Below are 21,746 nucleotides of genomic sequence, written 5' to 3'. Positions count from 1 at the left end.
GAACCACGATCAGAGGGTCACCGCGCACCGTCGTTCGCCCAGCGTTCGGTGCTCACCACGCATCCAGGAAGAGGTCCAGCTGAAGGTTCTCCTCCGAGCCGCTGGTGGCGTAGGAGCTGAGGTCGGTCCTGCCGGTGGTTCGCAACACCTCGGCGTCGATATGGCACGTGCCCGTGGTCATCGCTGCGTCCGAGGTGAACAGGACTACGGCGGCGTCCGCCATGATCTGGGGAGTGCGGGATCGCTGAACCCCCGCGTCGCCGCCGACGACGTTCCGCACGGCCGCCGTCGCGATGAGCGTCTGCGGCCACAGGCAGTACGCGGCGATGCGCCCGCGCTCCTGCTCCGCGAGGCCCAGCGTGAGAAGGCTCATCGCGTACTTCGACATCGTGTAGGGGGCGTGGGCACCCAACCAGTAGCGGTTGAGGTTGAGCGGAGGGGACAGCGTCATCACCTGAGCGCGCGGGGATTCGTGCAGGTAGGGGAGTGCAGCGCTCGTCAGGGCGAAGGTGCCTCGCACGTTCACATCGAGCATCAGGTCGAAGCGCATGGGCGCCACGTCGCCGAAGCGACCGAGGTTGATGGCCGAGGCGTTGTTCACGACGATGTCGATGCCCCCGAACGCGGCGACGCACTGCTGTACGGCGTCCTCGACCGTCGCCTGGTTCCGCACATCGCCGGCGATGGGAAGGGCTCGTCCGCCGGCCTCCTCGATCGCGGCGGCGGCCGCCCCGATCGTCCCCGGAATCCGCGGATCGGGAACGACGGTCTTCGCCACGAGGGCGATGTTCGCGCCTTCGCGTGCCGCGGCGACGGCGATAGCGAGACCGATCCCGCGACTGCCGCCCGACATGAGCAGGGTCGCCCCCGCGAGACGGCCGGTCATGCGTCGCCTCCGAACCGGAACACCCCGACCGCGCTCCGCCGCGAGATGCGCCAGCCCGTGCGGGTGAGGACGAGCTGGTCGTGGAACTCGGCGAGGAGTTCGGGGCCGGGGGTGGGCACCATCGCCTTCCTGTCGCCCGATGCCCGGACGATCATGGCGTACGAGATCGCGCGGGCGGACCGATCGGACTCCACCTCGACGTCTCTCGTCGTGAAGAGATGCCGTTCGATCAGGGACGACGGCCGCTCACTGATCACCTCGAGGATCCGTTCACGACCGAGCAGGGTCTCGCCGTGGCGGTGCCAGACCCCGTCCTCGGCGAAGAGCTCACTCGCTTCCTCGAAGCGGCGGTGGTCGAGCCGGTGAGCGAAGGCGATGAGCGTGTCGCGGCAGTGAGCGGCGATCGCCGGCTTCTCGGCGCGCGGGTCGGACATCATCACGAAGTGCTGCTCCTTCATCGGCCTGTGAAGCGCGGCGCGCGCTTCTCTCGAAATGCGATCGGGCCCTCGAGCGCGTCCTGCGAACGCATGCAGGCGTCGATGGCCTCGAGAGCGGTGTGGTCATCGACAACGTCAAGCGCAGCGGCGATCGAGAGCTTCGCCGCACGGATCGTGAGTGGGGCATTGGCGGCGAGTGAGGCGCCGAAGCCCGCAACCTCCGACTCGAGCGATGCCGCTGTCGTGACCCGATTGAGGAGCCCGATGCGCTGAGCGGTCTGTGCGTCCAAGCGGCCCGCACCGAAGAGGATCTCTGCGGCGTTGCCGGGGCCGACGACGGCGACCAGCCGGCGCGTCAGCGCGAGCGGGTAGCCGATTCCCATGCGCGCCGCAGGGATCGAGTACAGGCTCGCCTCGTCGCCGAAGCGGATGTCGGCGGCCAGTGCGATCGCCATGCCTGCGCCGAAGCAGACGCCGTGGATCATGGCCAGAATGGGGGTCGCTGCATCCGTCAGTGCGCTGAACATCGCATCGACCGCGCTGTCGTAGTCGACCTGGGCCTCTGCCGACGTGCCCCGTGCTTCGAGCGCGCGGATGTCGGCGCCCGACGCGAAGACGGCATCACCGGCACCCCTGATCGCGATCATCCGCACGTCGGAGCGTGCGTCGAAGTCTTCCACGGCACGGGCGAGCGTGCGCATCATCTCGGCGCTGAGCGCATTGCGTCGAGCGGGGTTGTCGATGACAACCCAGCCGATCGCTCCCTCGCGCGCGGCGGTGACGACCCCCTCCGGCATGGACTGCGTCATGCGATCGACCTCGATCCCGCCGTGCTGCCGGGCTGCGCGACGACTGCTTGCTCCGTCAGAGTGCGGATCGTGTCGTCCGCGTATCCGAGCTCAGCAAGGACATCGTGGCCATCGGCGCCGAGCGGCGGCGGCGCAAGGCGCACGGAAGTCGGCGCACCGTCGACCCACAGCGGACCCCGTATCAGGCGGTCCGTGCGGCCTTCGGGCCCGGCGACCTCCTCGACCAGACCCAGCGCGACGACCTGCGGGTCTTCGAAGACCTTGTCCATCGTGTAGATCGGGCCGCAGGGGATTCCACCGGCACGCAGCTCCTCGACCCAGTCGGCCGCGCCACGGCGCGCGAACAGGCGGTTGAGTTCCGCGGCCAGGGCGACCCGATTGGCGCTGCGGTCGGCCGGCTGAGCGTACTCAGGGCGCGTCGCCAGGTCGGGTTCGCCGAGGATGCGGCAGATGGCGATCCATTGGGCATCTGTGCCGACGGCGACGTTGATCGGGATGTCGGCGGTATCGAAGGTTCCGTAGGCGGCGATCAGCGGGTGATCGTTTCCCTGTGCTTCGGGGACCTCGCCGGCGCTGAGGAATCGCTGCGCCTGGAAGGTCATGAGGGATGTCGTGCATTCCAGCAGTGAGGTGGTGATCCGTGCCGGATGGCCGGTGCGGCCGCGACCTGCGAGCGCTGCCGCGACGCCGACCGCCGTGTACAGCCCCGTGACGATGTCGGCGATCGGAACTCCGACGCGCATGGGAGTGTGCTCGCCCGCGCCCGTGACGGACATCAGCCCCGACATCCCCTGTGCGACCTGATCGAGACCGGCGGCGTCGCGCAGCGGTCCGATCGGCCCGAAACCGGTGATGGACGTGACGATCAGGTCGGGCGCCTCGCGCTCGAGTACCTCGGACCCCAGTCCCAGCTTGTCGAGTACTCCAGGTCGGAAGTTCTCGAGCAGCACGTCGGACCGTCGGGCCAGATCGAGCAGGATGCCCTGCGCCTCGGGTGTGCGCAGGTCGAGGGCGATGGATCGCTTGTTCCGGTTGGCGGACAGGTAGTACAGGCTCCGGTCGCCGTCGAACGGCGGCCAGTGGCGGGTCGAGTCACCCTTCGGGAGGCCTTCGACCTTGATCACCTCGGCTCCGAGGTCAGCCAGCAGGGAGGCGCAGAGCGGTCCGGAAAGCGCGCGCGTGAGATCGAGGATCCGGATGCCGGCGAGGGGAAGGGTCTCGCTTGCGCTCATCGGAAGGGCTCCGCATCCATCGTGCGCGGGCAATGGAAGGAAGTCATCGTCGGCTCCTCGTCTCTGCGGTGCTGCGGACTCGATCTATCGGTCCGCTGCTTCGGGCGTCGTCCCGCATTCGGGATCATCGCGGGTGGATGGCCGGGCATCAGTCTCCGTTGAATTTCGCGGAATGCTTGGTCAAGAAGGCCGCCATTCCGGCCTTCTGGTCGTGCGTCGCGAAGAGCGGAACGATGAGCTCCCGCTCCAGTCGGCAGCCCGTGGTGAGGTCCAGTTCGACTCCCCGATCGATCGCATGTTTGGCCGCGATGAGCGCGCGGGTCGGTCCTGCTGCGAGAGCCTGAGCCCATTCGACGGCGCGCGCGTAGGCATCTCCCGCCGCCGTCACCTCGTCGACGATGCCGAGCGCGAGGGCTTCCGCGGCAGTGAGGCGCCGGCCGGTGAAGACGAGATCCTTCGCCCGCGTGGGCCCGACAAGCCGCGCCAGCCGCTGCGTGCCACCCGCTCCGGGGATGATTCCCAGTCGGATCTCGGGGAGGCCGAGGACCGCGCTGTCGCCGGCGAACCGGAAGTCCGTCGACAACGCCAGCTCCAGTCCACCGCCCAATGCATACCCTTCGATCGCGGACACCGTCGGAACCGGGATCGCCGCGATGCCGTCGGTGAAGGCCTGGAGCGTCGTGACGTAGCGGTCCATACCCTCCGGAGCCATCGACGCCATCTCCGCGATGTCGCCTCCGGCCGCGAATACGTGGTCGCTTCCGGTCACGATCACGGCCCGGACGTCGGAGCGGCTCCTCACTTCGGCTGCCGTAGCAGCCAGCTGCTCGGAGACCGCCGTCGACAGGACGTTCAGCGGGGGACGATTGAGGCGGATCGTCGCGACGGGGCCGTCGACGTCCAGCTCGACGAGTGGGTTCGCGCGCGTCGCGTCACCGGTGGTCACAGCAGCTCGTAGATGATCGCGTTGGCCATGCCGCCGCCCTCGCACATCGACTGAAGCCCGTATCGGATGCCGTCAGTCCGCATGTGGTGCAGCAGCGTCGTGCTCAGCCGAGCGCCTGAGCCTCCGAGCGGGTGCCCGAGTGCGATCGCGCCTCCGCGGGGGTTGACCCTCGCGGGGTCGGCGCCGGTCTCGGCGGTCCACGCCGCGACGACCGAAGCGAACGCCTCGTTGATCTCGAAGGCGCCGATGTCCTCGATTCGCAGCCCTGCTCGACGCAGCACCTTCTCGGTGGCTGGGATCGGGCCGGTGAGCATCAGGATCGGGTCGCTGCCGACGGCGACGGCGCTGTGGACGCGCGCGATCGGCGTGAGGCCGAGCTCGGCTGCCTTCGCTGATGTCATCAGCATGACCGCCGCCGACCCGTCCGAGATCTGCGAGGCGTTTCCCGCCGAGACGACGCCGTCCTCCTGGAACGGCGTGGGGAGCCCGCCGAGGATCTCGACGGTGCTGCCCGGGCGGATGCCCTGGTCGGCGCCGACGGGGCCGGCGGGGGTCTCGATCGGCACGATCTCGTCGGCGAACAGGCCCCGGGATGCCGCATCCGCTGCGCGTCCGTGCGATTCGACCGCCAGCTCATCCAGGGCCGTGCGGGTCAGGCCCCAGCGGCGGGCGATCATCTCCGCACTCACGCCCTGGTTCACCAGGTGTGGGTATCGCGCCCGCATGCGGGGGCCGTACGGGTCCTTCTCACCGATGTTGGAGAACATCGGCGTGCGAGACATCGACTCCACGCCTCCGGCGATCACGACGTCGGCCTGGCCTGCGATGATCGCTGCAGCTGCCGAGTGGATCGCCTGCTGGGATGAGCCGCACTGGCGGTCGATGGTCGTGCCGGGTACCGACTCGGGCAGTCCGGCCGCCAGAACAGCGTTGCGTCCGATGTTCGCCGCCTGCTCGCCGACCTGGCTCACACACCCCCACATCACGTCTTCTATCTCGGCCTCGTCGATGCCCGTCGACGCGATCAGGGCTGAGAGCACATGCGCCGACAGATCCACGGCATGGACGTCGGCGAGGGCGCCCTTGACGGGCTTGCCGACTCCCACCGGGGTTCGCTTGGCCGCGACGATCACGGCATCACGCATCGTCATATCGAAAGTCCTCCATCCACGCGCAGCACAGCTCCAGTGATGTAGCCGGCCTCGTTCGAGGCCAGGAAACCGATGGCGGGGGCGATCTCACTCGCCTCCGCGAAGCGACCCAGGGGGATCTGCGCCGTCAGCACGGCCAGCTGCTCCTCCGGAATCGACTCGACCATCCGGGTCGCGGCATTCGGTGAGATCGCGTTGACCGTGATCCCGAACCGAGCGAGCTCCTTGGCGGCGGTCTGAGTGAAGCCGATGATTCCGGCCTTCGCCGTCGAGTAGTTCGTCTGGCCGACGATGCCGTGGAGCCCCGAATGCGACGTGATGTTGATCACGCGTCCGCGACCCTGCTCGCGCATATGCGGCACGACAGCTCGAGTGAACCGGAACGTCCCGCCAGCGTGGGTGTCGAGCACGGTGTCCCAGTCGTCGTCGGTCAGCTTCCACATCATGCGATCGCGCAGGATGCCCGCGTTGTTGACGAGGACATCGACGCGTCCGGTCTCGGCGACCACCTGGGCGACTACGGCGGAGACCTGATCGGTATCGGAGACCGACGCGAGGAGGGGACGGACCGCTCCGCCGCCGGCCGCCTCGTCGAGCGCTGCCTGGTCCAGGTCGACGACGTAGACGGTTGCTCCCCATGCGGAGAACGAGCGGGCGACCGCGAGCCCGATGCCGCGTGCGCCGCCGGTGACCAGGACGGTGTGCCCGGTGAAGTCGAATGTCAGCGTGGACACGTGCTTCCTTTCGTGCGTGAGGAGTCAGATGAGCGCGTCGTCGAGGTCGGCGAGCATGCGGTCGCCGGAGGCGAGCAATGCGAACCGAGGCTCGGCGCGCGGCAGGACATGTCGGAAGTAGAACTCCACGGTCAGACGCTTGGCGGCCGCGAACACGTCCGTTCTGGCGCCGAGCGCTGCGAGTTGGTCGAGGAGGAGCCAGCCCACGACGACGTCGCCTGCGGCCTCCAGGTAGTCGCTCGCGTTGGCGAGCGCCGCACGGGCGTCACCTGCTTCCCAGAGCGCGTCAGTCACGTGCCGCAATCGTTCTGCACGGTCGCTCAGAATGGCTGCAAGGTCGGGAGCCACCTCCGCGCAACGTGCCACCGTGTCGTGCATTCGGTCGAGAAGGAGAGTCAGGCCCGCCCCGTCGGCGAGGCGCACCTTGCGACTCAGCAGGTCGAGAGCCTGAATGCCGTGGGTGCCCTCGTGGATCGCGTTCAAGCGGTTGTCGCGGTAGAACTGCTCCACCGGGAAGTCGCGGACATAGCCGCTGCCGCCGTGGATCTGGATCGCGAGGTCGTTGGCTGCGAGCCCCCACTGCGAGGGCCAGCTCTTGGCGATCGGAGTGAGCACATCGAGTAGCAGATCGGCGTCACGGCCGTCAGCGCCATCTGCGCTCGCCTGCGCGAGGTCCAGAAGACGAGTCGTATAGAGGACGAGCGCGACCGAGCCCTCGGAGTACGACTTGGCCTCCAAGAGCATGCGGCGCACATCGGGGTGGCGGATGATCGCCACCGGCGGGAGCGACGGATCCTTGCCTCCGAGCTCGCGCCCCTGCTCGCGTTCCCTCGCCCACGCGCGGGCGTGAAGGAATCCGGTCGCGGATAGGGCTGCGGCTGATCCTCCGACCGCCAGCCGCGCCTCGTTCATCATGTGGAACATGTAGGTGAGGCCGAGGCCCTCGTCGCCGATGAGATATCCGATCGCCCCCGACTCGTCGCCGATGGGGTGAGCTCCAGAGCCGTAGGTCAGGACGGTGTTGACCGTTCCGCGGTAGCCCATCTTGTGGTTGATGCCGACGAGAGCCACGTCGTTGCGGTCGGTCAGCGCTCCCGGCTCTCCGAGCCACTTCGGAACGATGAAGAGTGAGAGGCCCTTGACGCCGTCGCCCCCAGTGCGGGCGAGGACGAGATGGACGATGTTCTCGCTGAGTTCGTGGTCGCCACCCGAGATCCACATCTTGTCGCCTCGGATGCGGTAGGTGCCGTCGGCTTGCCGGGCAGCGTGCGTCCGGAGGTCGCCGAGACCCGAGCCGATGCCGGGCTCCGAGAGGTTCATCGTGCCGAACCACCGGCCGTCCACCATCGGTGCCAGGTAGCGATCAGCGAGCTCCGCGGAAGCGTGTGCGCGGATCAGATTGGCGGCCGCGGTCGTCAGCAGCGGGTAGCCCGCTGTGCTGATGTTGGCGGCCTGCAGCCACATCAGCGCCGCGCGATAGACGACATGGGGGAGTTGGATGCCGTCAGCCTCGTAGTCCATGGTGGCGCCGACGAGCCCCGCCTGCGCGAACGCCGCAAGTGCGGGGCCGATCGCGGGGTGGAGCCGCACGACGCCATCCACGACCTGCGGCTCGTCCAGATCGGCTGCGCGGTTGTGCGGTGCGAACTGATCCTTGGCCAGGCGTCGCGCGAGATCGATGACGTCGTCGTAGGTGTCACGACCGTGGTCGGCATATCGCTCGAGTTGGACGAGGTCTTCGACCCGCAACCATTCGTGAAGGACGAACGTCATGTCAGCGGGGTCGAGGATCCGCGAATCGGTCAAAGCGTCGTCTCCTTCGACAGGCTGTGTGCTCCGAATGTCGGAACTGTACCACAAGACGGACCAGCTCATCACATGGTGGATCGTTGACGATCACGCGGCAGGGTAGAAGCGGAACAGACACGTCGCGGCCACTGCTGGGCGCGTCGCGTCCTGGACGCCGAGGAGCTGCTCGACGGTGAGCTGCCATCCGCCTGCGATCTCAGTCACCGACTCCACCGTGGAGTGCAGTCTCACCGCGGAACCCGCCGGAACGGGAGAGATGAATCGAAGGCGATCGATGCCGTAGTTGACGCTCATGCTCGAGCCCGTCACGGTGAGGACCTGCTCCCACAGTGGCGCGATGAGCGCGAGTGAGAGGAAGCCATGCGCGATCGTGGTCCCGAACGGGCCTGTCCGAGCTCGCTCTGCGTCGAGGTGGATCCACTGGTCGTCGCCTGTCGCGTGAGCGAAGAGGTCGATCCGGTCCTGTCCGACTTCCAGCCAGTCCGAGTATCCGAGATCCACGCCCGCGAGGGTCGGCAGGTCGGTGATGGAGATCGTCGTCGGCATGAAGGTCACTTCCCTGCTTCTCGGAGGCTGAACGCGAATGGGCGCAGCGGGTGCTCGAGCGGTCTTCCTCGCTGCAGCGAGGTGAGACTATCAGCCGTGATCTACTATGTGATCCTGCGTGCCAGAAAGTGGACCGAGCGAAGTGATCGTGCCGGTCAGTGGGAGGGGAGGATGTCGGTGAGGTGCAGAGCGAGCTCGGCCGACACGTCGATCGCAGCCTTGTCGTACAGCCATTGGATCTGCAGCCCGTCCCAGAGCGCGACGAGCCAGATCGCTTCGCGGTCGGGGTCGAGGTGCTGAGGAAGGTCGCCATCGTCAGCGGCGCGGCGGAACGCCGTGGCCATTGTGCCGATCGATCTCTGGAATCGATCGGCGAAGTACTCGTGCGCGGCGTGATCACGCGGCATCGCTTCGCACGAGAGGATGGCGTACAGCTCGACGAGTCCGGCGGACATCACGGAGTTCTGCAGCGCGTCCTCGGGGAGTGCCAGCAGGGCTGCGCGCGCAGTCGGGTGCGACCGCTGCTGCACCGTGGCGACGGTCCGCGCGTCCCGCTCGAGAAGGACGGCCTCGAGCAGGTCGCTCTTCGTGCCGAAGTGGTGGAAGAGCGCGGACTTCGTCACGCCGACCCGCTCCGCCACCTCCCGCAGCGAGGTGTCGCCGTAGCCGCTCGTGGCGAAGAGGGCCATGGCCTCGTTCACGATCCGGTCGCGCCGCGCGCGCCCCGCGGCGTATCCGACGACCTCCTCCGCCACCTTCCGGCTGGCGGTGAAACGCAGGGAGAACTGTTCATCGGCGGGCGCGCCGGGCGGGAATCCCAGTGGTGATGACCCGTGATCGAGAGCCAGATGCCCGCGCCTCTCCGTCATCATGCCCGCAATGTCGATCTTGGCTCCGAGGTAGGAGTGCATGATCCGCAGTCCGTCGAATCCTGCGATCAACCATCGAGCGGACGAGGTCGGATCCCGCTGTGCCCCGAACTCGCCGTCCTCCCGCGCGTTCTGAAGAGTCGCGGCAAGGCTGCTGACGCCGGATGCATATCGGGCGCGCATGAGTTCGTGTGCCGGGTGCCGGGCTGCGGTGGCTTCGCCGGCGATAGCGGTCAGGAATGTTGCGCGTTCGTCGCCACGGGCGTCGGACGTGCCGGCCTGCGGGTGCGCCAGGGTGCCGACATCCATCTCAGCGTTCCCCAGCAGCTCGCCCACCAGGTCGTCCTTCGTCGTGAAGTGCCGGAAGATGGCCGGTGCGCTCAGTCCTGCGGCGGTTGCGATGTCGCGCATCGACACCGTGCGCTCGCCGCGCTCCGTGAACAATCGCGCTGCGGCGTCGAGCACGCGGTTTCGGGTCTGCACTCCGCGAGGGCTGCGAGGCAGTGCGCCCGCGCCGACTGAATCCATCCCTCGCCTCCTCTCGTGCCCGCGCCGAGTGGTGGCGTCGCGGCCGGCCTCCGCCGACGGATGGTTCATCCTAACTTTCCGCGATCAGCTGGGTCGGGGTCGCGCGAACCCCGAATGGCGGAGTGCGATGCCTCGCCTGGCACCGCACCCCGGCACCCTCAGCGTGCGTAGCTGGTGTCGTTCACGGTCTTGACCGTCCACGTGCCGGCCTTGTATTCGAGGAGGTTGACCGCGCCGTTCGAGATTCCGGTGGGGGGGAGATGGGCACCCATCTCGTCGAGCACGCACATGATCGTGACGCCGCTCGACACCACGAGCACCTGGTCATCGCGGTGCTTGGCGGCGTCCTCGGCAATCGTCTCGAGCGCATCCATCATTCGCGTATTCACGTCGTGGCAGTCCTCGGCCGGAAGGGTGGGAACGGGGTTGATCTCCTTGACGGCGCTCATGACGTCCGCCAGCGTTCGACCGTCGGACAGGACGGCGGGAATCGAATCGACGCCGAAGTGGTCCATGATCTCGGCCCACATCTCGCCGTTCTCCCCGCCTTCGAAGCCCCCGAAGTTGATCTCGCGCAGGCCCTCGAGTCGGACGGGCTCGACCGTCGACTCCATGGCGTCCAGCATCACGGTGGCGGTCTCGTAGTGCCGGACCATGTCGGCGGAGTAGGCGGCATCCATCTGTCCTTCGCGCGCGCCGAGGTTGGCGCCGATCTTCTCGGCCACGTCGACCCCCGGCGCGGTGAGCGGGGAGTCGGACCAGCCCTGGACGCGGTCCATGACGTTCAGGATGGTCTGCCCGTGGCGCGTGAGGAACACGCGGACTGTGGGGGTGTTGTTCGCCTTCTCCGGCGTCGCCGGGGCCTGCTGTGCCTGCGCGCTCCAACCGCCGAGCAGGGAGGCGCCGAGCGTGATGCTGATCGCGACGGCGAGGCGGGCGATGGTGCGACGACTCATGTCATCTCCTTCGATGAGCGGGTGGGCTGAGCCACCCGGTGAACGTGATCGAATTGAAGTTATCACGCGGTCGATTTATTGTTTACAGGCGGTCAGATTAGATCGCGTGCGTGCGATGACGTCACGCTCGAATCGGCGCCGAAGCAGACGCCAGCGAAAGGACCACCCATGACGAAGATGTCTCCCGCGGCTGCGACCGCGTCCGCCGGCACGGTCGGCTTCACGGCGCCCGGAACGACTCCCTCCCGTGCCCCGCGCGGATATGCGGCGGGGCTCGCGAGCGTGACGTTCGGAATGATGCTCGTCCTGCTGACGCCCGTACTCGTGACGATGGCCTTCAAGATCCAGCACATCTCGGCGTCCGCCGAAGAGGCAACCGGCTATCTCGGGCTGGTGCTGGGAACGGGCGCGCTGTTCGCTCTGCTGAGCAACCCGCTCGCCGGGCGACTGTCGGATCGCACGACCTCGAGATGGGGCATGCGTCGGCCGTGGATCGTCGGTGGCGCCGTCGTCGGCCTCGGCGCCTCCGTGATCATCGGTGCGGCCAGTTCGATCTGGGTCGTCCTGGTGGCGTGGTGCATCGTTCAGGCGTCGATGAACGCCGTTCTCGCTGCCGCGAACGCAACGCTTCCCGACCAGGTCCCCGCTTCGGGCCGAGGCAAGGTGTCCGGCATCGTCGGCATCACGACGCCGATCGCGATTCTCGGCGGAAGCGCGCTCATCAACTTCATCAGCGACGACGTCCTTCGCTTCGTCGTTCCCGCGGCGATCGGCACCGCGCTCGCGCTTCTCTTCGCGCTCCTGCTGAAGGATCGACGCCTCGCCGAGCGGCCGTCGCACCGATTCACGATCGGGCAGTTCCTCGGCTCGTTCGTGTTCAACCCGGTCAAGCACCCCGACTTCGGGTGGACCTGGCTGACGAAGTTCCTCATCATGTTCGGCTACGCCGGCGTCGCGACCTTCCTGCCCTTCTACCTGGTCGACAAGTTCGACCTCGGCGAGCAGGCGGCCATCTCCACGATTCTGCTCGCCAACCTCGCCGGCATGGCGGCCATGATGATCTCGAGCCCCCTGGGCGGAGTCCTCAGCGACCGAACCGGGAAGCGTCGCGTGTTCGTGACGGCCGCAGGACTCGTCATGGTGATCGGCCTCGTCATCCTCGCATTCGCACCGAGTATCCCCGTGCTCATCGCAGCGCAGGCGATCATCGGACTCGGTGCAGGCTCGTTCTTCTCCGTCGACCTGGCCTTGGCGACCGAGGTGCTGCCGAACCCCGACGACACCGCCAAGGACCTCGGAGTCCTCAACATGGCCAACGCGCTGCCGCAGTCGATCGCCCCGGCGATCGCCCCGGCGATCATTGCGCTCGGCGCGAGCACCGCTCTCGGTGGGTATACCACCTGGTACCTCTTCGGTGCGGTCATCGCGTTCGCCGGCGCTGTCCTCGTCTACCGAATCAAGGGAGTCAAGTAATGTCCGAAGCCACTACTCGAGCCGAGCATGCGATCGTCGACGTCCGCCCGTGGCTCGACGCCGATCTGTCGATAGCGCAGCGCGTCGAACTGCTCCTGGCCGAGATGACGCTGGAGGAGAAGGCCGGGATCCTCTTCCATTCGATGCTCCCGATCGGTGACCTCGACACACCGAATCCGATGGTGCCGCTCCCGACCGCGCGCGAGCTGGTCGTCGGCAAGCACATGACGCATTTCAATCTGTTGGGTGCCGCGCCGACCGCGGGTGAGATCGCCCGATGGCACAACGCGCTGCAAAGCCTCGCGGCATCCACGCGTCTGGGCATTCCGGTTTCGGTCTCCAGCGACCCGCGCCACTCCTTCAGCGACAATCCGGGTGCGGCGATCATGTCGGGGCCGTTCTCGCAGTGGCCCGAGCCGCTCGGCCTCGCCGCGATCGGAGACGAGGCTGTCGTCGAGCGATTCGGCGACATCGCTCGCCAGGAGTACACCGCTGTCGGTCTGCGCGTGGCACTGCATCCGCAGGTGGACCTTGCGACCGAGCCGCGCTGGTCGCGCCAGGTGGGCACGTTCGGCGAGGACGTGGAACTGGCATCCCGTCTCGGCGCGGCCTACATCCGCGGTTTCCAGGGCGATTCGTTCGGCATGGGATCCGTCTCGACCATGACGAAGCACTTCCCGGGGGGCGGCCCGCAGAAGGATGGCGAGGATCCGCACTTCCCGTACGGTCGCGAGCAGGTGTACCCCGGTGGCGAGTTCGAGCTGCACCTCAAGCCCTTCGAGGCGGCATTCGAAGCGGGAACCCGCCAGGTCATGCCCTACTACGGCATGCCCGTGGGAACCGAGTACGAAGAGGTCGGCTTCGGGTTCAACAAGGCGATCGTGACCGGACTGCTCCGAGAGCGGTTCGGGTTCGACGGGGTCGTCTGCGCCGACTGGGGCGTGCTCAGTGACGCCATCGTGTTCGGCGACACGCACCCGGCGCGCGCATGGGGGGTCGAGGACCTCACGCCGCTCGAACGCGCGAAGAAGGCGCTGGAAGCCGGAGTCGACCAGTTCGGTGGCGAGGCGTGTCCGGAACTGGTCGTCGAGCTGGTCGAGTCGGGTGCGGTGGCCGAAGAGCGTGTCGATGTGTCCGTGCGACGCTTGCTCCGCGAGAAGTTCGAGCTCGGCCTCTTCGAGGACCCCTACGTCGACGAGGCGGCGGCGAACGACATCGTCGGTCGTGCCGACTTCCGCCAGGCGGGCGATGCCGCTCAGCGGGCATCGATCACTATCCTCACCAACGGTGTCGTGGGCTCGACCGGTCGACCTGTGCTGCCGATTCCGCGCGGCCGGAAGATCTATGTGGAGGGGATCGAGGCTGACGCCGCGCGGAACTATGGAGACGTGGTCGCATCGCCGGCCGAGGCCGATGTCGCCATCCTTCGCCTGCACGCACCCTTCGAGCAGCGCGCCACGGTGTTCGAGAACTTCTTCCACGCGGGCTCGCTCGCCTTCCCGGATGACGTCCTCGAGCACGTGCGCGACGTCGCGGAATCGGTCCCGACCGTTGTCGATGTCATGCTCGACCGGCCGGCGATCATCGAGCCGATCGTCGAGGCGGCCGTCGCGGTCACTGCGAACTGGGGCGCCAGCGGGGACGCGCTACTGGATGTGCTGACGGGCGGCGGTGGGCCGCGGGGTCGCCTGCCGTTCGACATCCCGCGATCGATGGTGGCCGTCGAGGCGTCTCGACCCGACGTCCCGTTCGACACGGCAGATCCCCTCTTCCGTCACGGACACGGACTCGATCTGTAGTCGATCGACTCACGAGGCTCCCTCCGCGCCCGCATGCGCGGAGGGAGCCTCGTTCGTCCCAGCGGTGACCAATTCGACAAATCTGGTCAGCGAGTCATATCCTGAGGACCTGACAAACGAAGGAGAGACTCATGGCCGTCCAGCCCAAGACTCTTGTCCCCGGGGTGACTCCCGCTGTGGATGCCGCATCCGACCTCGCATTCCGAAAGGGATTCACGACGAACTCGTGGTTCGCGATCGGGCATTTCGAAACCGAGGAAGGGGAGACGCTCGACTTCCTGCATCACCTGATCCTCACGGTGCTGCCCGACTCGACCGAGATCAGCTACTCGGCGTTGACCCTGACCAACAGCACCACCGGCCAGCACATCGCCCAAGAGGATCTCTTCCCGGCGGCGATGTCGACGGTCGAGACGGATCGGTTCGCCGTCGCCATGCCGACCGGATCGATGTCCGGGGATCTGGATCGAATTCGCGTCTCCGCAACCGTTGACGGCGCCACGCTCGACATCACCCTCGCTCAGCGCGAAGGCGTCATCTTCAATGGGGGAACCGGCCGGTTCCCGCTCCTCGGGATGGATGTGCGGCAGTACTCGCTGCCGCGGATGGAGGCATCCGGCACCATCACGATCGGCGAGCGCGTCTACAACGTGACCGGTGGTGAAGGCTGGTTCGATCGTCAATGGCAGAACCAGCCGGCGCTTCTCCAGGGGCGATGGACCTGGATCGATCTCAACCTCAGCAGCGGGGATCGGATCAGCCTGTGGGACGTGGTGGACGCGGGCGGCGTCGAGAACGCCTGGGCGACGATCCTCCAGCCCGACGGGACGCAACTCGTCGTGCCGGTCGAACCGACGTCGGTGGGTGCGTCGGACGTGTGGCTGAGTCCGCTGTCGGGGCAGCGCTACCCGACCAAGCTGACCGTGCGCATCCCATCGCTGGATGCTGAGATCGAGGTTCGCGCCACCGTACGGGAGCAGGAGCTCGGCAACGACCCGCGCCTGGCGCACTATGAGGCGGCCAGTACGATGAGTGGGACGTTCCGCGGCCGGCCCGTCACGGGCTTCGGCTTCATCGAGCACGTGGCCGACTGGCACTGAGAATGGCGATGCCGACGCACATCGGTGCGTCGGCATCGTTGTCCGCGCAGGGGGGAGATGCATCCGTGGGTACCGGCGCTCGACCGCTTGCATCCGCAACCGGCCGGCGCAGCAGGCTTCGCATCGGCCATGCTGCGACGACGTTGCTGCTCAGCTCCGGATTGCGAAAGCTCACCGTCGCCGAGATCGCTGCAGAGGCCGGCGTCGGCAAGGGCACGATGTACCTCTACTGGCCCAGCAAGGAGAAGCTGTTCGCAGACCTCCTGGTCGGCGAGGCCCGAGACAGCCTCGATGAAGTCCTCGCTCTCGTCGGGGACGTGAGTGGACAGCTCACGATCGGGGGACTCGCGAGACTCGTCACCGCGTCGGTGACGCGTCGTCCGCTGATGAGGTACATGCTGGGTCACACCGATGCCGACCTGGACCGCCTCCTCGCGGACCGGGCGCTCTTCGATGGAGACCTGCGAGCGACTGACCCGAAGGTGCTCTGCCTGGCCCTGTTGCCGGCCTTGAGGCAGCACGGCCTCGTCCGCATCGACGGAGCCGCATCCGATCAGGCGTTCACGCTCAATGCCGTGCTGCTCGGCTTCGTGGCGAGCGTCGTCAGCGTCGATCGCGATGGTGCGCCCGATGCACGGTTCGGCGAGCTTCTGGAGTCCACGGTCGATACCCTCTTCGGACCGTCGACTCCACCTGCACCGCAGGACATCGAAGAGGCGGGGAAGGCGGTTGCACGGATCCTCACCGACCTTCGAGACAAGCTGGCTGAGGACGAGAGCTCATCCTGATCGCTGCCGGCGACCACACGGTCGATGCCGACCGCGACTATCGTTCCGAAGCATCCTCCGTCGTTCGATCCGCGCCGCTCGCGCTCGCCGTCGAGGCGATGAGGCCCTGGGGCGTCCGGATGTCCCAGCCGGTCATCGCACACCATCTGTCCAGGCGGTAGGTCGCAGTGTTGGGATGGATGCGCAAGGTCCGGGCTGCGGCCGAGATCGAGTAGCCGGACTGCGCGAATGCAGTGACCGTCGATGCAAGGGGGGGGTGATCGGCGGCTACGCGCTCTCCGGAACTGAGGATCGGTGCCAGCCGCGCGCGAGCGGCATGCAGGATCACCGCGAGCCAATCCGCGTCGAACGAGATGTCCTTGTCGGTCGCAGCCGCGAGTCCCACGCCGTCCTCAGCGTCACGAAGACTCAGTGCTGCGCCGACGATGCCTGCCCGACGAAGCCCCACTCCGATCCTCACGGGGCCTGCGGTTCGGTGGATGGTCTCGAGCACGGCAGCGTGATCGTCCTGCATGATCACCGCGATGCGATCTCCTTGTCGCAGCGCGGCCGCTGAAAGTCCCGCTGCAACGAGCGCCGCATCCACGCCGTCGAGGTCGCCGCGGTCGGACTGAGCCGAGCGCCCCGCGCAGATCGCGACGAAGTCGCCGCTCGGGAGGAAGCCCAGGCCGGCAGCGGCACCGGTGCCCTCGGTCTCGTCGGAGATGCGAAGGGCGTCGAAGAGGCGACGGCGCAGCTCCAGGCGCGTTGCCGATGCGAATCGAAGGCTGGTCGAATGCGCCTCGGCTGCCGCCGCGGCGAGCCTCTGGAACCACATCCAGATGTGGGTGACCTCCTCGGAGAGCTCTGCACGAAGATCAGGAGTGCTTGCGCCGGCCGCTCGCAGCAACCGGCGCCAGACCTCGCGATACGCGACGTGGTAGGCCTCGACCAGCTCTGGCAGCGACAGGCCCTGCGCGGCACGCTTGGCGCCCAGGGTGCGGGCGGCGGCGATCACATCGACGGACGGAGGCCGGCGCGAGGAGAGGCCCTCGATGATTCGCTCCAGGTGAGCGCGCACGTCGGGGTTGTGATCCATGGCGGGCACCGTGCGATACCCCGGCACCTCGGACCGTATGCGCCCAGCGACGGACTCCGCGAGCACGTCGAGATCGTCATGCAGCTGTGCAATCAGAGACTGAAGAGTCGCCATTCGTGATTCTCCCGAAAGCTGGCGCGAATTTTCACGATATTCAGTCTGCAGTCTGACACATTCACGACATAGCATCGTGAGATCGAAGTGGAGGATGCCAACGATGGCTCTTGATCTCAACGACCGAATCGTCGGCACGACCGGCCATCTCCCCATGACCGGCATCCAGGCGCTCGCCCGCCTGCCTTTCGAGGCCGTGAGGGACGAGCGACGCAAGGGCCGCCGGGTTGCGGCATTCGTGTCGGGATACGAGGGTTCGCCCTTGGCGGGCTACGACCTCGAGCTTCAGCGCCACCGAGAGCTGCTGGCGGAGAACGAGATCATCTTCGAGCCCGGAGTCAATGAGGAACTCGCGGCCACCGCGGTCCAGGGGAGTCAGCTCGCAGCCGCTTCGCCGGAGTGCACCACAGACAGCGTTCTGGGCTTCTGGTACGGCAAGTCCCCGGGACTGGATCGGGCGGCCGACAGCTTCCGCCATTCGATCCTCATGGGTGTCCCCGCCAACGGAGGCGCCGTCGCCTTCGTCGGCGACGACCCTGCGGCCAAGTCCTCCACGGTGCCCTGCGCATCCGAAAGGCTGATGTTCGATCTGGGGATGCCGACGCTCTACCCCCAGGATGCGCAGGATGTCATCGACCTCGGGCGCCATGCCGTTGCGATGTCGCGCGCGAGCGGACTCTGGGTGGGTCTCAAGATCGCCGTCGCCGTCGCCGATGGGTCCTCCTCGGTGGATCTGTCGTCCGACCGGGTCGTGATCGAAGGGCCTGAGCGCGCCGTCGACCACACCGTCACCGCGAAGATGCTCCAGCCGACGCTCGATGTCCTCGAGCGCAGTCGTGACGGCGAGCGCACCCGGGCCGCGATCGACTATGCCCAGCGGAACGGGCTGAACGAGGTCATCGGCGCCGGGCGCGGCGACCGAGTCGGGATCGTGGCGGCCGGCCCGACGTTCCTCGAGCTGCGTCGGGCGCTCGAGCTGCTGGGCCTTCACGATGACGCGCTGCGTGACGCCGGCGTGAGGTTGCTGCGGCTCGGCATGATCAGCCCTCTCGAGCCGAAGGTCATCATGGAGTTCGCCCGAGACATCGACGAGATCATCGTCGTCGAAGAGAAGCGCTCCTTCATCGAAGCCGCGATACGTGACCTCCTCTACGGCGTCGTCGGAGCCCCGGCCGTGATCGGCAAGCGCCACCCGGATGGCCGGACGCTGTTCCCCTCGAACGGTGAACTCTCGGCCGATACCATCTCGACGGCGCTGGCCGCGCGACTCGCCGACATCGGCGGCTTCCCGACGGTCGATCACTGGCGTGCGCGCCGACGTCCGGCTCGGATTCCGCTCGCGATCTCTCCTCGCAAGCCCTTCTTCTGTTCGGGGTGCCCGCACAATCTGTCCACCAAGGTCCCGGAGGGGACGCTCGTGGGCGCGGGGATCGGCTGTCACGGCATGGTCGTCACGATGTCCGATGACCAGCTGGGGCACATCACGGGCCTGACGCAGATGGGAGGCGAGGGAGCCCAATGGATCGGCATGGCGCCCTTCGTGTCCCACGGTCACCTGGTGCAGAACCTGGGCGACGGCACCTTCCACCACTCGGGGAGTCTGGCGATCCGCGCCGCAGTGGCAGCCGGGTCGCACATCACCTACAAGCTGCTCTACAACTCGGCGGTCGCGATGACCGGCGGGCAATCCGCCGTGGGTGGACGCACCGTCGCGGAGATCTGCCGAGGCCTGCTCAGCGAGGGGGTCACGCGCATCATCATCACAACCGAGGATCCTCGGCGCCATCGCAGAGGCGGCATCCCCCGCGGGGTCCAGGTATGGCACCGTGATCGGCTGATCGAAGCCCAGACGGTGCTTGCGGCATCCCCTGGCGTCACCGTGGTGATCCACGACCAGGAGTGCGCGACCGAGCTCCGACGCAAGCGCAAGCGCGGACTCGCGCCCGACCCGCGGGAGCGGGTCCTCATCAACGAGCGAGTATGCGAGGGATGCGGCGACTGCGGTGAGGTGTCGAGCTGCCTCTCGGTGCAGCCCGTCGATACGGAATTCGGGCGCAAGACGCGCATCGACCAGTCGTCCTGCAACAAGGACTACTCCTGCCTGCACGGGGACTGTCCGTCGTTCGTGCGCGTGCTCCCGGGGACTCAGCCAGTCGTACGGCCGGAGGTCCAGCCCATCGGCCCGAACGCGTTCCCCGATCCATCGCTGGAACGATCACAGGAGCATGTCACCCGGATCACCGGCGTCGGCGGCACCGGAGTCGTGACCGTGTCTCAGATCCTCACGGTCGCGGCGACCCTTGCCGGAAACCCCGTGCGAACTCTGGATCAGACGGGGCTCGCCCAGAAGGGGGGCGCGGTCGTCTCCGACATCATCGTCACCCCCGCCGAGGCCCCGGCAACCGGGCCCCGTGCCAATCGGGCGACCGACGGAGAATGCGATCTCTACCTCGCTGCCGACCTGCTCGTGGGCGCCGACCCGAGGTACCTGCGTGTCGCTGAGCCCGAGCGCACCGCCGCTGTCGTCTCGACCTCCAAGGTGGCCACCGGCGAGATGGTGGTCGATCCGGATGTCGTCTACCCCGACACCGAGCCGATCGTGCGTGAGATCGCGTCCGTATCGCGGCCCGGGCTGATCGAGCTGGATGCGCGCCGGCTCGCGACCGAGCTCCTCGGACACGACCAGTTCTCCAACCTGCTGCTGATCGGGGTCGCCTTCCAGTCGGGCGCCCTCCCCATCCCCGCGGCCGCGATCGAGGAGGCCATTCGCGTGAACGGCGTCCAGATCGACGCCAATGTGCAGGCGTTCCGTCGAGGGCGTCAGTTCGTCGCCGATGCGGCCGAATTCGAAAGGGCGAGACGTGCGTCGGTGCCGGCTCCCGTGAAGACGATCGCACCAGACGTAGCCGATCTCATCGGACTGGTCGACGCCGGTGAGGGCAGCGAACTGCAGCGGCTGCTCGCGATCCGAGTGCCCGACCTCGTGCAGTACCAGGATCGAGCGCTCGCCCGGTCGTACGCCCAAGCCGTTGAGATGGTGCGACGCGCCGAGGCCACTATGGCCCCCTCGGACGACGGGCTCGCCGAGGCCGTCGCGCGCAATCTCTACAAGCTGATGAGCTACAAGGACGAGTACGAAGTCGCACGTCTCGCGCTGGACCCGCAGTTCATCGCCGACGCCTACGCGCAGTTCGGCGCCGATGCCACGCTGTCCTACCAACTGCATCCGCCCTTCCTGCGGGCGCTGGGGATGAAGAGCAAGATCTCGCTCGGGCCATGGTTCCGGCCCGCCTTCCGGGTGCTCGCATCCATGCGACGGCTGCGGGGCACCGCGTGGGACATCTTCGGATACGCGTCGGTCCGCCGCCTCGAGCGTGAGCTCGTGGCTGAGTATCGCTCGGCCATCGATGCCATCGTGGCGGGATTGGAGTCTCGGAACCACGCTCACGCCGTCGAGATCGCCGAGCTTCCCGAGCTCGTCCGCGGCTATGAGGAGATCAAGGTTCGCAACGTGGCGAAGTATCGCGCCAGGCTGGAAGAGCAGCTCGCAGCGTATGCCGAGCCCGTGGCTGTGGAGAGTGTCTGATGGAATCGATCGACTGGGAAGGCGGCCTGGGCCTCGGGCGGGCGATCGTGCGCGGCGAGCCGCGGGTCGTGCTGCGGCGCGCGGACCAGGAGGAGTCGCTGCTGGCCGTCGTCGACGGTCGGCTCTTCGCCGATGTCCCAGAGCTGCTGGAGGCCACCGGGGGAGACATCGAGCGGATTCAGGCCGGGCCGCGCGAGCAGGTGCGCGACGATGAGTTGCTGAGCCCCGTCGGTGCGCCTCGAAAGATCCTCTGCACAGGGCGCAACTATCTGGATCACGTGCGAGAAGCGGGGCACGCGGCGCCCCCCGAGACTCCAGAGCTCTTCGCGAAGTGGGCGACGAGCCTCTCGGCACCCTATGCCGACATCGCACTTCCCGTGGAGTCGAACCAGATCGACTTCGAGAGCGAGCTCGCCGTCGTGATCGGCCGAAGGGTCCGTCGCGTGACACCGGACGACGCGGCGGATGCGGTCTTCGGCTACACCGTCGCCAGCGACGGGTCCGTGCGCGACTGGCAGTTCCGCAGCCAGCAGGCGACGGCGGGCAAGGGGTGGGACGGGTTGACGCCACTGGGGCCGGTGATCGTGCCGGTCGGCGGGATCGGCGCACGTCCCGATCTCCTGATCGAAGGCGTGCTGAACGGCGACGTCCTCCAGTCGGATCGGACGAGCGGCATGCTCATCGGCGTGCCCGAACTGGTCTCATTCGCATCCACCTTCGTGACCCTCGAGCCCGGTGACATCCTTCTGACGGGCACCCCCGCAGGTGTGGGCGCTGCCCGGACGCCACCGCGGTACCTCACCGACGGTGCGGTCTTCGAAGCCCGCATCGAAGGCATCGGGTCCGTACGGAACCGTTATGTCGCCGAGGAGCCCGTATAGGGGCCACGGCTCGCTCGGCTCGAT

18 protein-coding genes are annotated in these 21,746 nt (G+C 67.5%); 6 read left to right on the top strand and 12 right to left on the bottom strand.

Annotation, left to right across the window (positions count from 1 at the left end):
* Positions 1 to 52 precede the first annotated feature (52 nt).
* From ABME02_RS17030 to ABME02_RS16980, 11 genes are all read right to left on the bottom strand, one after another.
* Positions 53 to 886, bottom strand: a complete 834-nt coding sequence (locus ABME02_RS17030; RefSeq protein WP_353816551.1) for an SDR family oxidoreductase — start codon at positions 884 to 886, stop codon at positions 53 to 55.
* Positions 883 to 1,323 (bottom strand): nuclear transport factor 2 family protein, encoded by a 441-nt coding sequence (locus tag ABME02_RS17025; protein ID WP_353816617.1) that lies wholly within the window; start codon positions 1,321 to 1,323, stop codon positions 883 to 885. Before ABME02_RS17025 ends, ABME02_RS17030 begins: the two co-directional genes overlap by 4 nt.
* Positions 1,324 to 1,340: 17 nt before the next feature.
* Positions 1,341 to 2,132: an enoyl-CoA hydratase-related protein gene (locus tag ABME02_RS17020; RefSeq protein ID WP_353816550.1), complete on the bottom strand. Its 792-nt coding sequence runs from the start codon at positions 2,130 to 2,132 to the stop codon at positions 1,341 to 1,343.
* A complete protein-coding gene (locus ABME02_RS17015; protein ID WP_353816549.1) occupies positions 2,129 to 3,364 on the bottom strand; it encodes a CaiB/BaiF CoA transferase family protein in 1,236 nt (411 codons plus the stop codon). Before ABME02_RS17015 ends, ABME02_RS17020 begins: the two co-directional genes overlap by 4 nt.
* A 148-nt stretch (positions 3,365 to 3,512) precedes the next feature.
* On the bottom strand, positions 3,513 to 4,310 hold the full coding sequence (locus tag ABME02_RS17010; RefSeq protein ID WP_353816548.1) for an enoyl-CoA hydratase/isomerase family protein: 798 nt from the start codon (positions 4,308 to 4,310) through the stop codon (positions 3,513 to 3,515).
* A complete protein-coding gene (locus ABME02_RS17005; RefSeq protein ID WP_353816616.1) occupies positions 4,307 to 5,455 on the bottom strand; it encodes a thiolase family protein in 1,149 nt (382 codons plus the stop codon). Before ABME02_RS17005 ends, ABME02_RS17010 begins: the two co-directional genes overlap by 4 nt.
* A gap of 2 nt (positions 5,456 to 5,457) precedes the next feature.
* Positions 5,458 to 6,195: an SDR family oxidoreductase gene (locus ABME02_RS17000; RefSeq protein WP_353816547.1), complete on the bottom strand. Its 738-nt coding sequence runs from the start codon at positions 6,193 to 6,195 to the stop codon at positions 5,458 to 5,460.
* 24 nt (positions 6,196 to 6,219) lie between these two features.
* A complete protein-coding gene (locus tag ABME02_RS16995; protein WP_353816546.1) occupies positions 6,220 to 8,001 on the bottom strand; it encodes an acyl-CoA dehydrogenase in 1,782 nt (593 codons plus the stop codon).
* A 90-nt stretch (positions 8,002 to 8,091) separates the two neighbouring features.
* On the bottom strand, positions 8,092 to 8,550 hold the full coding sequence (locus tag ABME02_RS16990) for a MaoC family dehydratase (protein ID WP_353816615.1): 459 nt from the start codon (positions 8,548 to 8,550) through the stop codon (positions 8,092 to 8,094).
* A gap of 155 nt (positions 8,551 to 8,705) precedes the next feature.
* Positions 8,706 to 9,884: a TetR/AcrR family transcriptional regulator gene (locus tag ABME02_RS16985; RefSeq protein WP_353816544.1), complete on the bottom strand. Its 1,179-nt coding sequence runs from the start codon at positions 9,882 to 9,884 to the stop codon at positions 8,706 to 8,708.
* Between the two features lie 221 nt (positions 9,885 to 10,105).
* On the bottom strand, positions 10,106 to 10,903 hold the full coding sequence (locus ABME02_RS16980) for a histidine phosphatase family protein (protein WP_353816543.1): 798 nt from the start codon (positions 10,901 to 10,903) through the stop codon (positions 10,106 to 10,108).
* Between the two features lie 168 nt (positions 10,904 to 11,071).
* Between ABME02_RS16980 and ABME02_RS16975 the strand changes: the two genes are divergently transcribed.
* The 4 genes from ABME02_RS16975 (at position 11,072) to ABME02_RS16960 (ending at position 16,063) form a co-directional block, all read left to right on the top strand.
* Positions 11,072 to 12,376, top strand: a complete 1,305-nt coding sequence (locus ABME02_RS16975; protein ID WP_353816542.1) for an MFS transporter — start codon at positions 11,072 to 11,074, stop codon at positions 12,374 to 12,376.
* Positions 12,376 to 14,175, top strand: coding sequence for a glycoside hydrolase family 3 protein (locus tag ABME02_RS16970; RefSeq protein ID WP_353816541.1), 1,800 nt, complete (start codon positions 12,376 to 12,378; stop codon positions 14,173 to 14,175). The genes ABME02_RS16975 and ABME02_RS16970 overlap by 1 nt, the downstream gene beginning before the upstream one ends.
* Positions 14,176 to 14,306: 131 nt before the next feature.
* Positions 14,307 to 15,275, top strand: coding sequence for a lipocalin-like domain-containing protein (locus tag ABME02_RS16965; RefSeq protein WP_353816540.1), 969 nt, complete (start codon positions 14,307 to 14,309; stop codon positions 15,273 to 15,275).
* Between the two features lie 8 nt (positions 15,276 to 15,283).
* Positions 15,284 to 16,063 carry a TetR/AcrR family transcriptional regulator gene (locus ABME02_RS16960; RefSeq protein ID WP_353816539.1) on the top strand — a complete coding sequence of 260 codons (780 nt, stop codon included), beginning with the start codon at positions 15,284 to 15,286 and terminating at the stop codon, positions 16,061 to 16,063.
* Between the two features lie 37 nt (positions 16,064 to 16,100).
* Here the strand turns inward: ABME02_RS16960 and ABME02_RS16955 are convergent, their stop codons facing one another.
* Positions 16,101 to 17,255, bottom strand: a complete 1,155-nt coding sequence (locus ABME02_RS16955; RefSeq protein ID WP_353816538.1) for a PucR family transcriptional regulator — start codon at positions 17,253 to 17,255, stop codon at positions 16,101 to 16,103.
* A 103-nt stretch (positions 17,256 to 17,358) separates the two neighbouring features.
* On the opposite strand from ABME02_RS16955, the gene ABME02_RS16950 reads away from it, so the two are divergent.
* Both ABME02_RS16950 and ABME02_RS16945 read left to right on the top strand, forming a co-directional pair.
* The gene (locus ABME02_RS16950; protein WP_353816537.1) at positions 17,359 to 20,841 is read left to right on the top strand and encodes an indolepyruvate ferredoxin oxidoreductase family protein; all 3,483 of its coding nucleotides are present in this window, start codon (positions 17,359 to 17,361) and stop codon (positions 20,839 to 20,841) included.
* Positions 20,841 to 21,722 (top strand): fumarylacetoacetate hydrolase family protein, encoded by an 882-nt coding sequence (locus ABME02_RS16945; RefSeq protein WP_353816536.1) that lies wholly within the window; start codon positions 20,841 to 20,843, stop codon positions 21,720 to 21,722. Before ABME02_RS16950 ends, ABME02_RS16945 begins: the two co-directional genes overlap by 1 nt.
* Positions 21,723 to 21,746: the final 24 nt, after the last annotated feature.

The sequence above is a fragment of the Agromyces zhanjiangensis genome, assembly GCF_040496055.1.
Taxonomy (GTDB): Bacteria; Actinomycetota; Actinomycetes; order Actinomycetales; family Microbacteriaceae; genus Agromyces; species Agromyces zhanjiangensis.
This window is presented reverse-complemented; position numbering and strand designations above follow the sequence as displayed.

Excerpts from the sequence above, each read along its gene's own strand:
- ABME02_RS17030 (WP_353816551.1), bottom strand. The coding sequence starts at position 886 with ATGACCGGCCGTCTCGCGGGGGCGACCCTGCTCATGTCGGGCGGCAGT.
- ABME02_RS17025 (WP_353816617.1), bottom strand. The coding sequence starts at position 1,323 with ATGATGTCCGACCCGCGCGCCGAGAAGCCGGCGATCGCCGCTCACTGC.
- ABME02_RS17020 (WP_353816550.1), bottom strand. The coding sequence starts at position 2,132 with ATGACGCAGTCCATGCCGGAGGGGGTCGTCACCGCCGCGCGCGAGGGA.
- ABME02_RS17015 (WP_353816549.1), bottom strand. The coding sequence starts at position 3,364 with ATGAGCGCAAGCGAGACCCTTCCCCTCGCCGGCATCCGGATCCTCGAT.
- ABME02_RS17005 (WP_353816616.1), bottom strand. The coding sequence starts at position 5,455 with ATGCGTGATGCCGTGATCGTCGCGGCCAAGCGAACCCCGGTGGGAGTC.
- ABME02_RS16990 (WP_353816615.1), bottom strand. The coding sequence starts at position 8,550 with ATGCCGACGACGATCTCCATCACCGACCTGCCGACCCTCGCGGGCGTG.
- ABME02_RS16980 (WP_353816543.1), bottom strand. The coding sequence starts at position 10,903 with ATGAGTCGTCGCACCATCGCCCGCCTCGCCGTCGCGATCAGCATCACG.
- ABME02_RS16975 (WP_353816542.1), top strand. The coding sequence starts at position 11,072 with ATGACGAAGATGTCTCCCGCGGCTGCGACCGCGTCCGCCGGCACGGTC.
- ABME02_RS16970 (WP_353816541.1), top strand. The coding sequence starts at position 12,376 with ATGTCCGAAGCCACTACTCGAGCCGAGCATGCGATCGTCGACGTCCGC.
- ABME02_RS16965 (WP_353816540.1), top strand. The coding sequence starts at position 14,307 with ATGGCCGTCCAGCCCAAGACTCTTGTCCCCGGGGTGACTCCCGCTGTG.
- ABME02_RS16960 (WP_353816539.1), top strand. The coding sequence starts at position 15,284 with ATGCCGACGCACATCGGTGCGTCGGCATCGTTGTCCGCGCAGGGGGGA.
- ABME02_RS16955 (WP_353816538.1), bottom strand. The coding sequence starts at position 17,255 with ATGGCGACTCTTCAGTCTCTGATTGCACAGCTGCATGACGATCTCGAC.
- ABME02_RS16950 (WP_353816537.1), top strand. The coding sequence starts at position 17,359 with ATGGCTCTTGATCTCAACGACCGAATCGTCGGCACGACCGGCCATCTC.
- ABME02_RS16945 (WP_353816536.1), top strand. The coding sequence starts at position 20,841 with ATGGAATCGATCGACTGGGAAGGCGGCCTGGGCCTCGGGCGGGCGATC.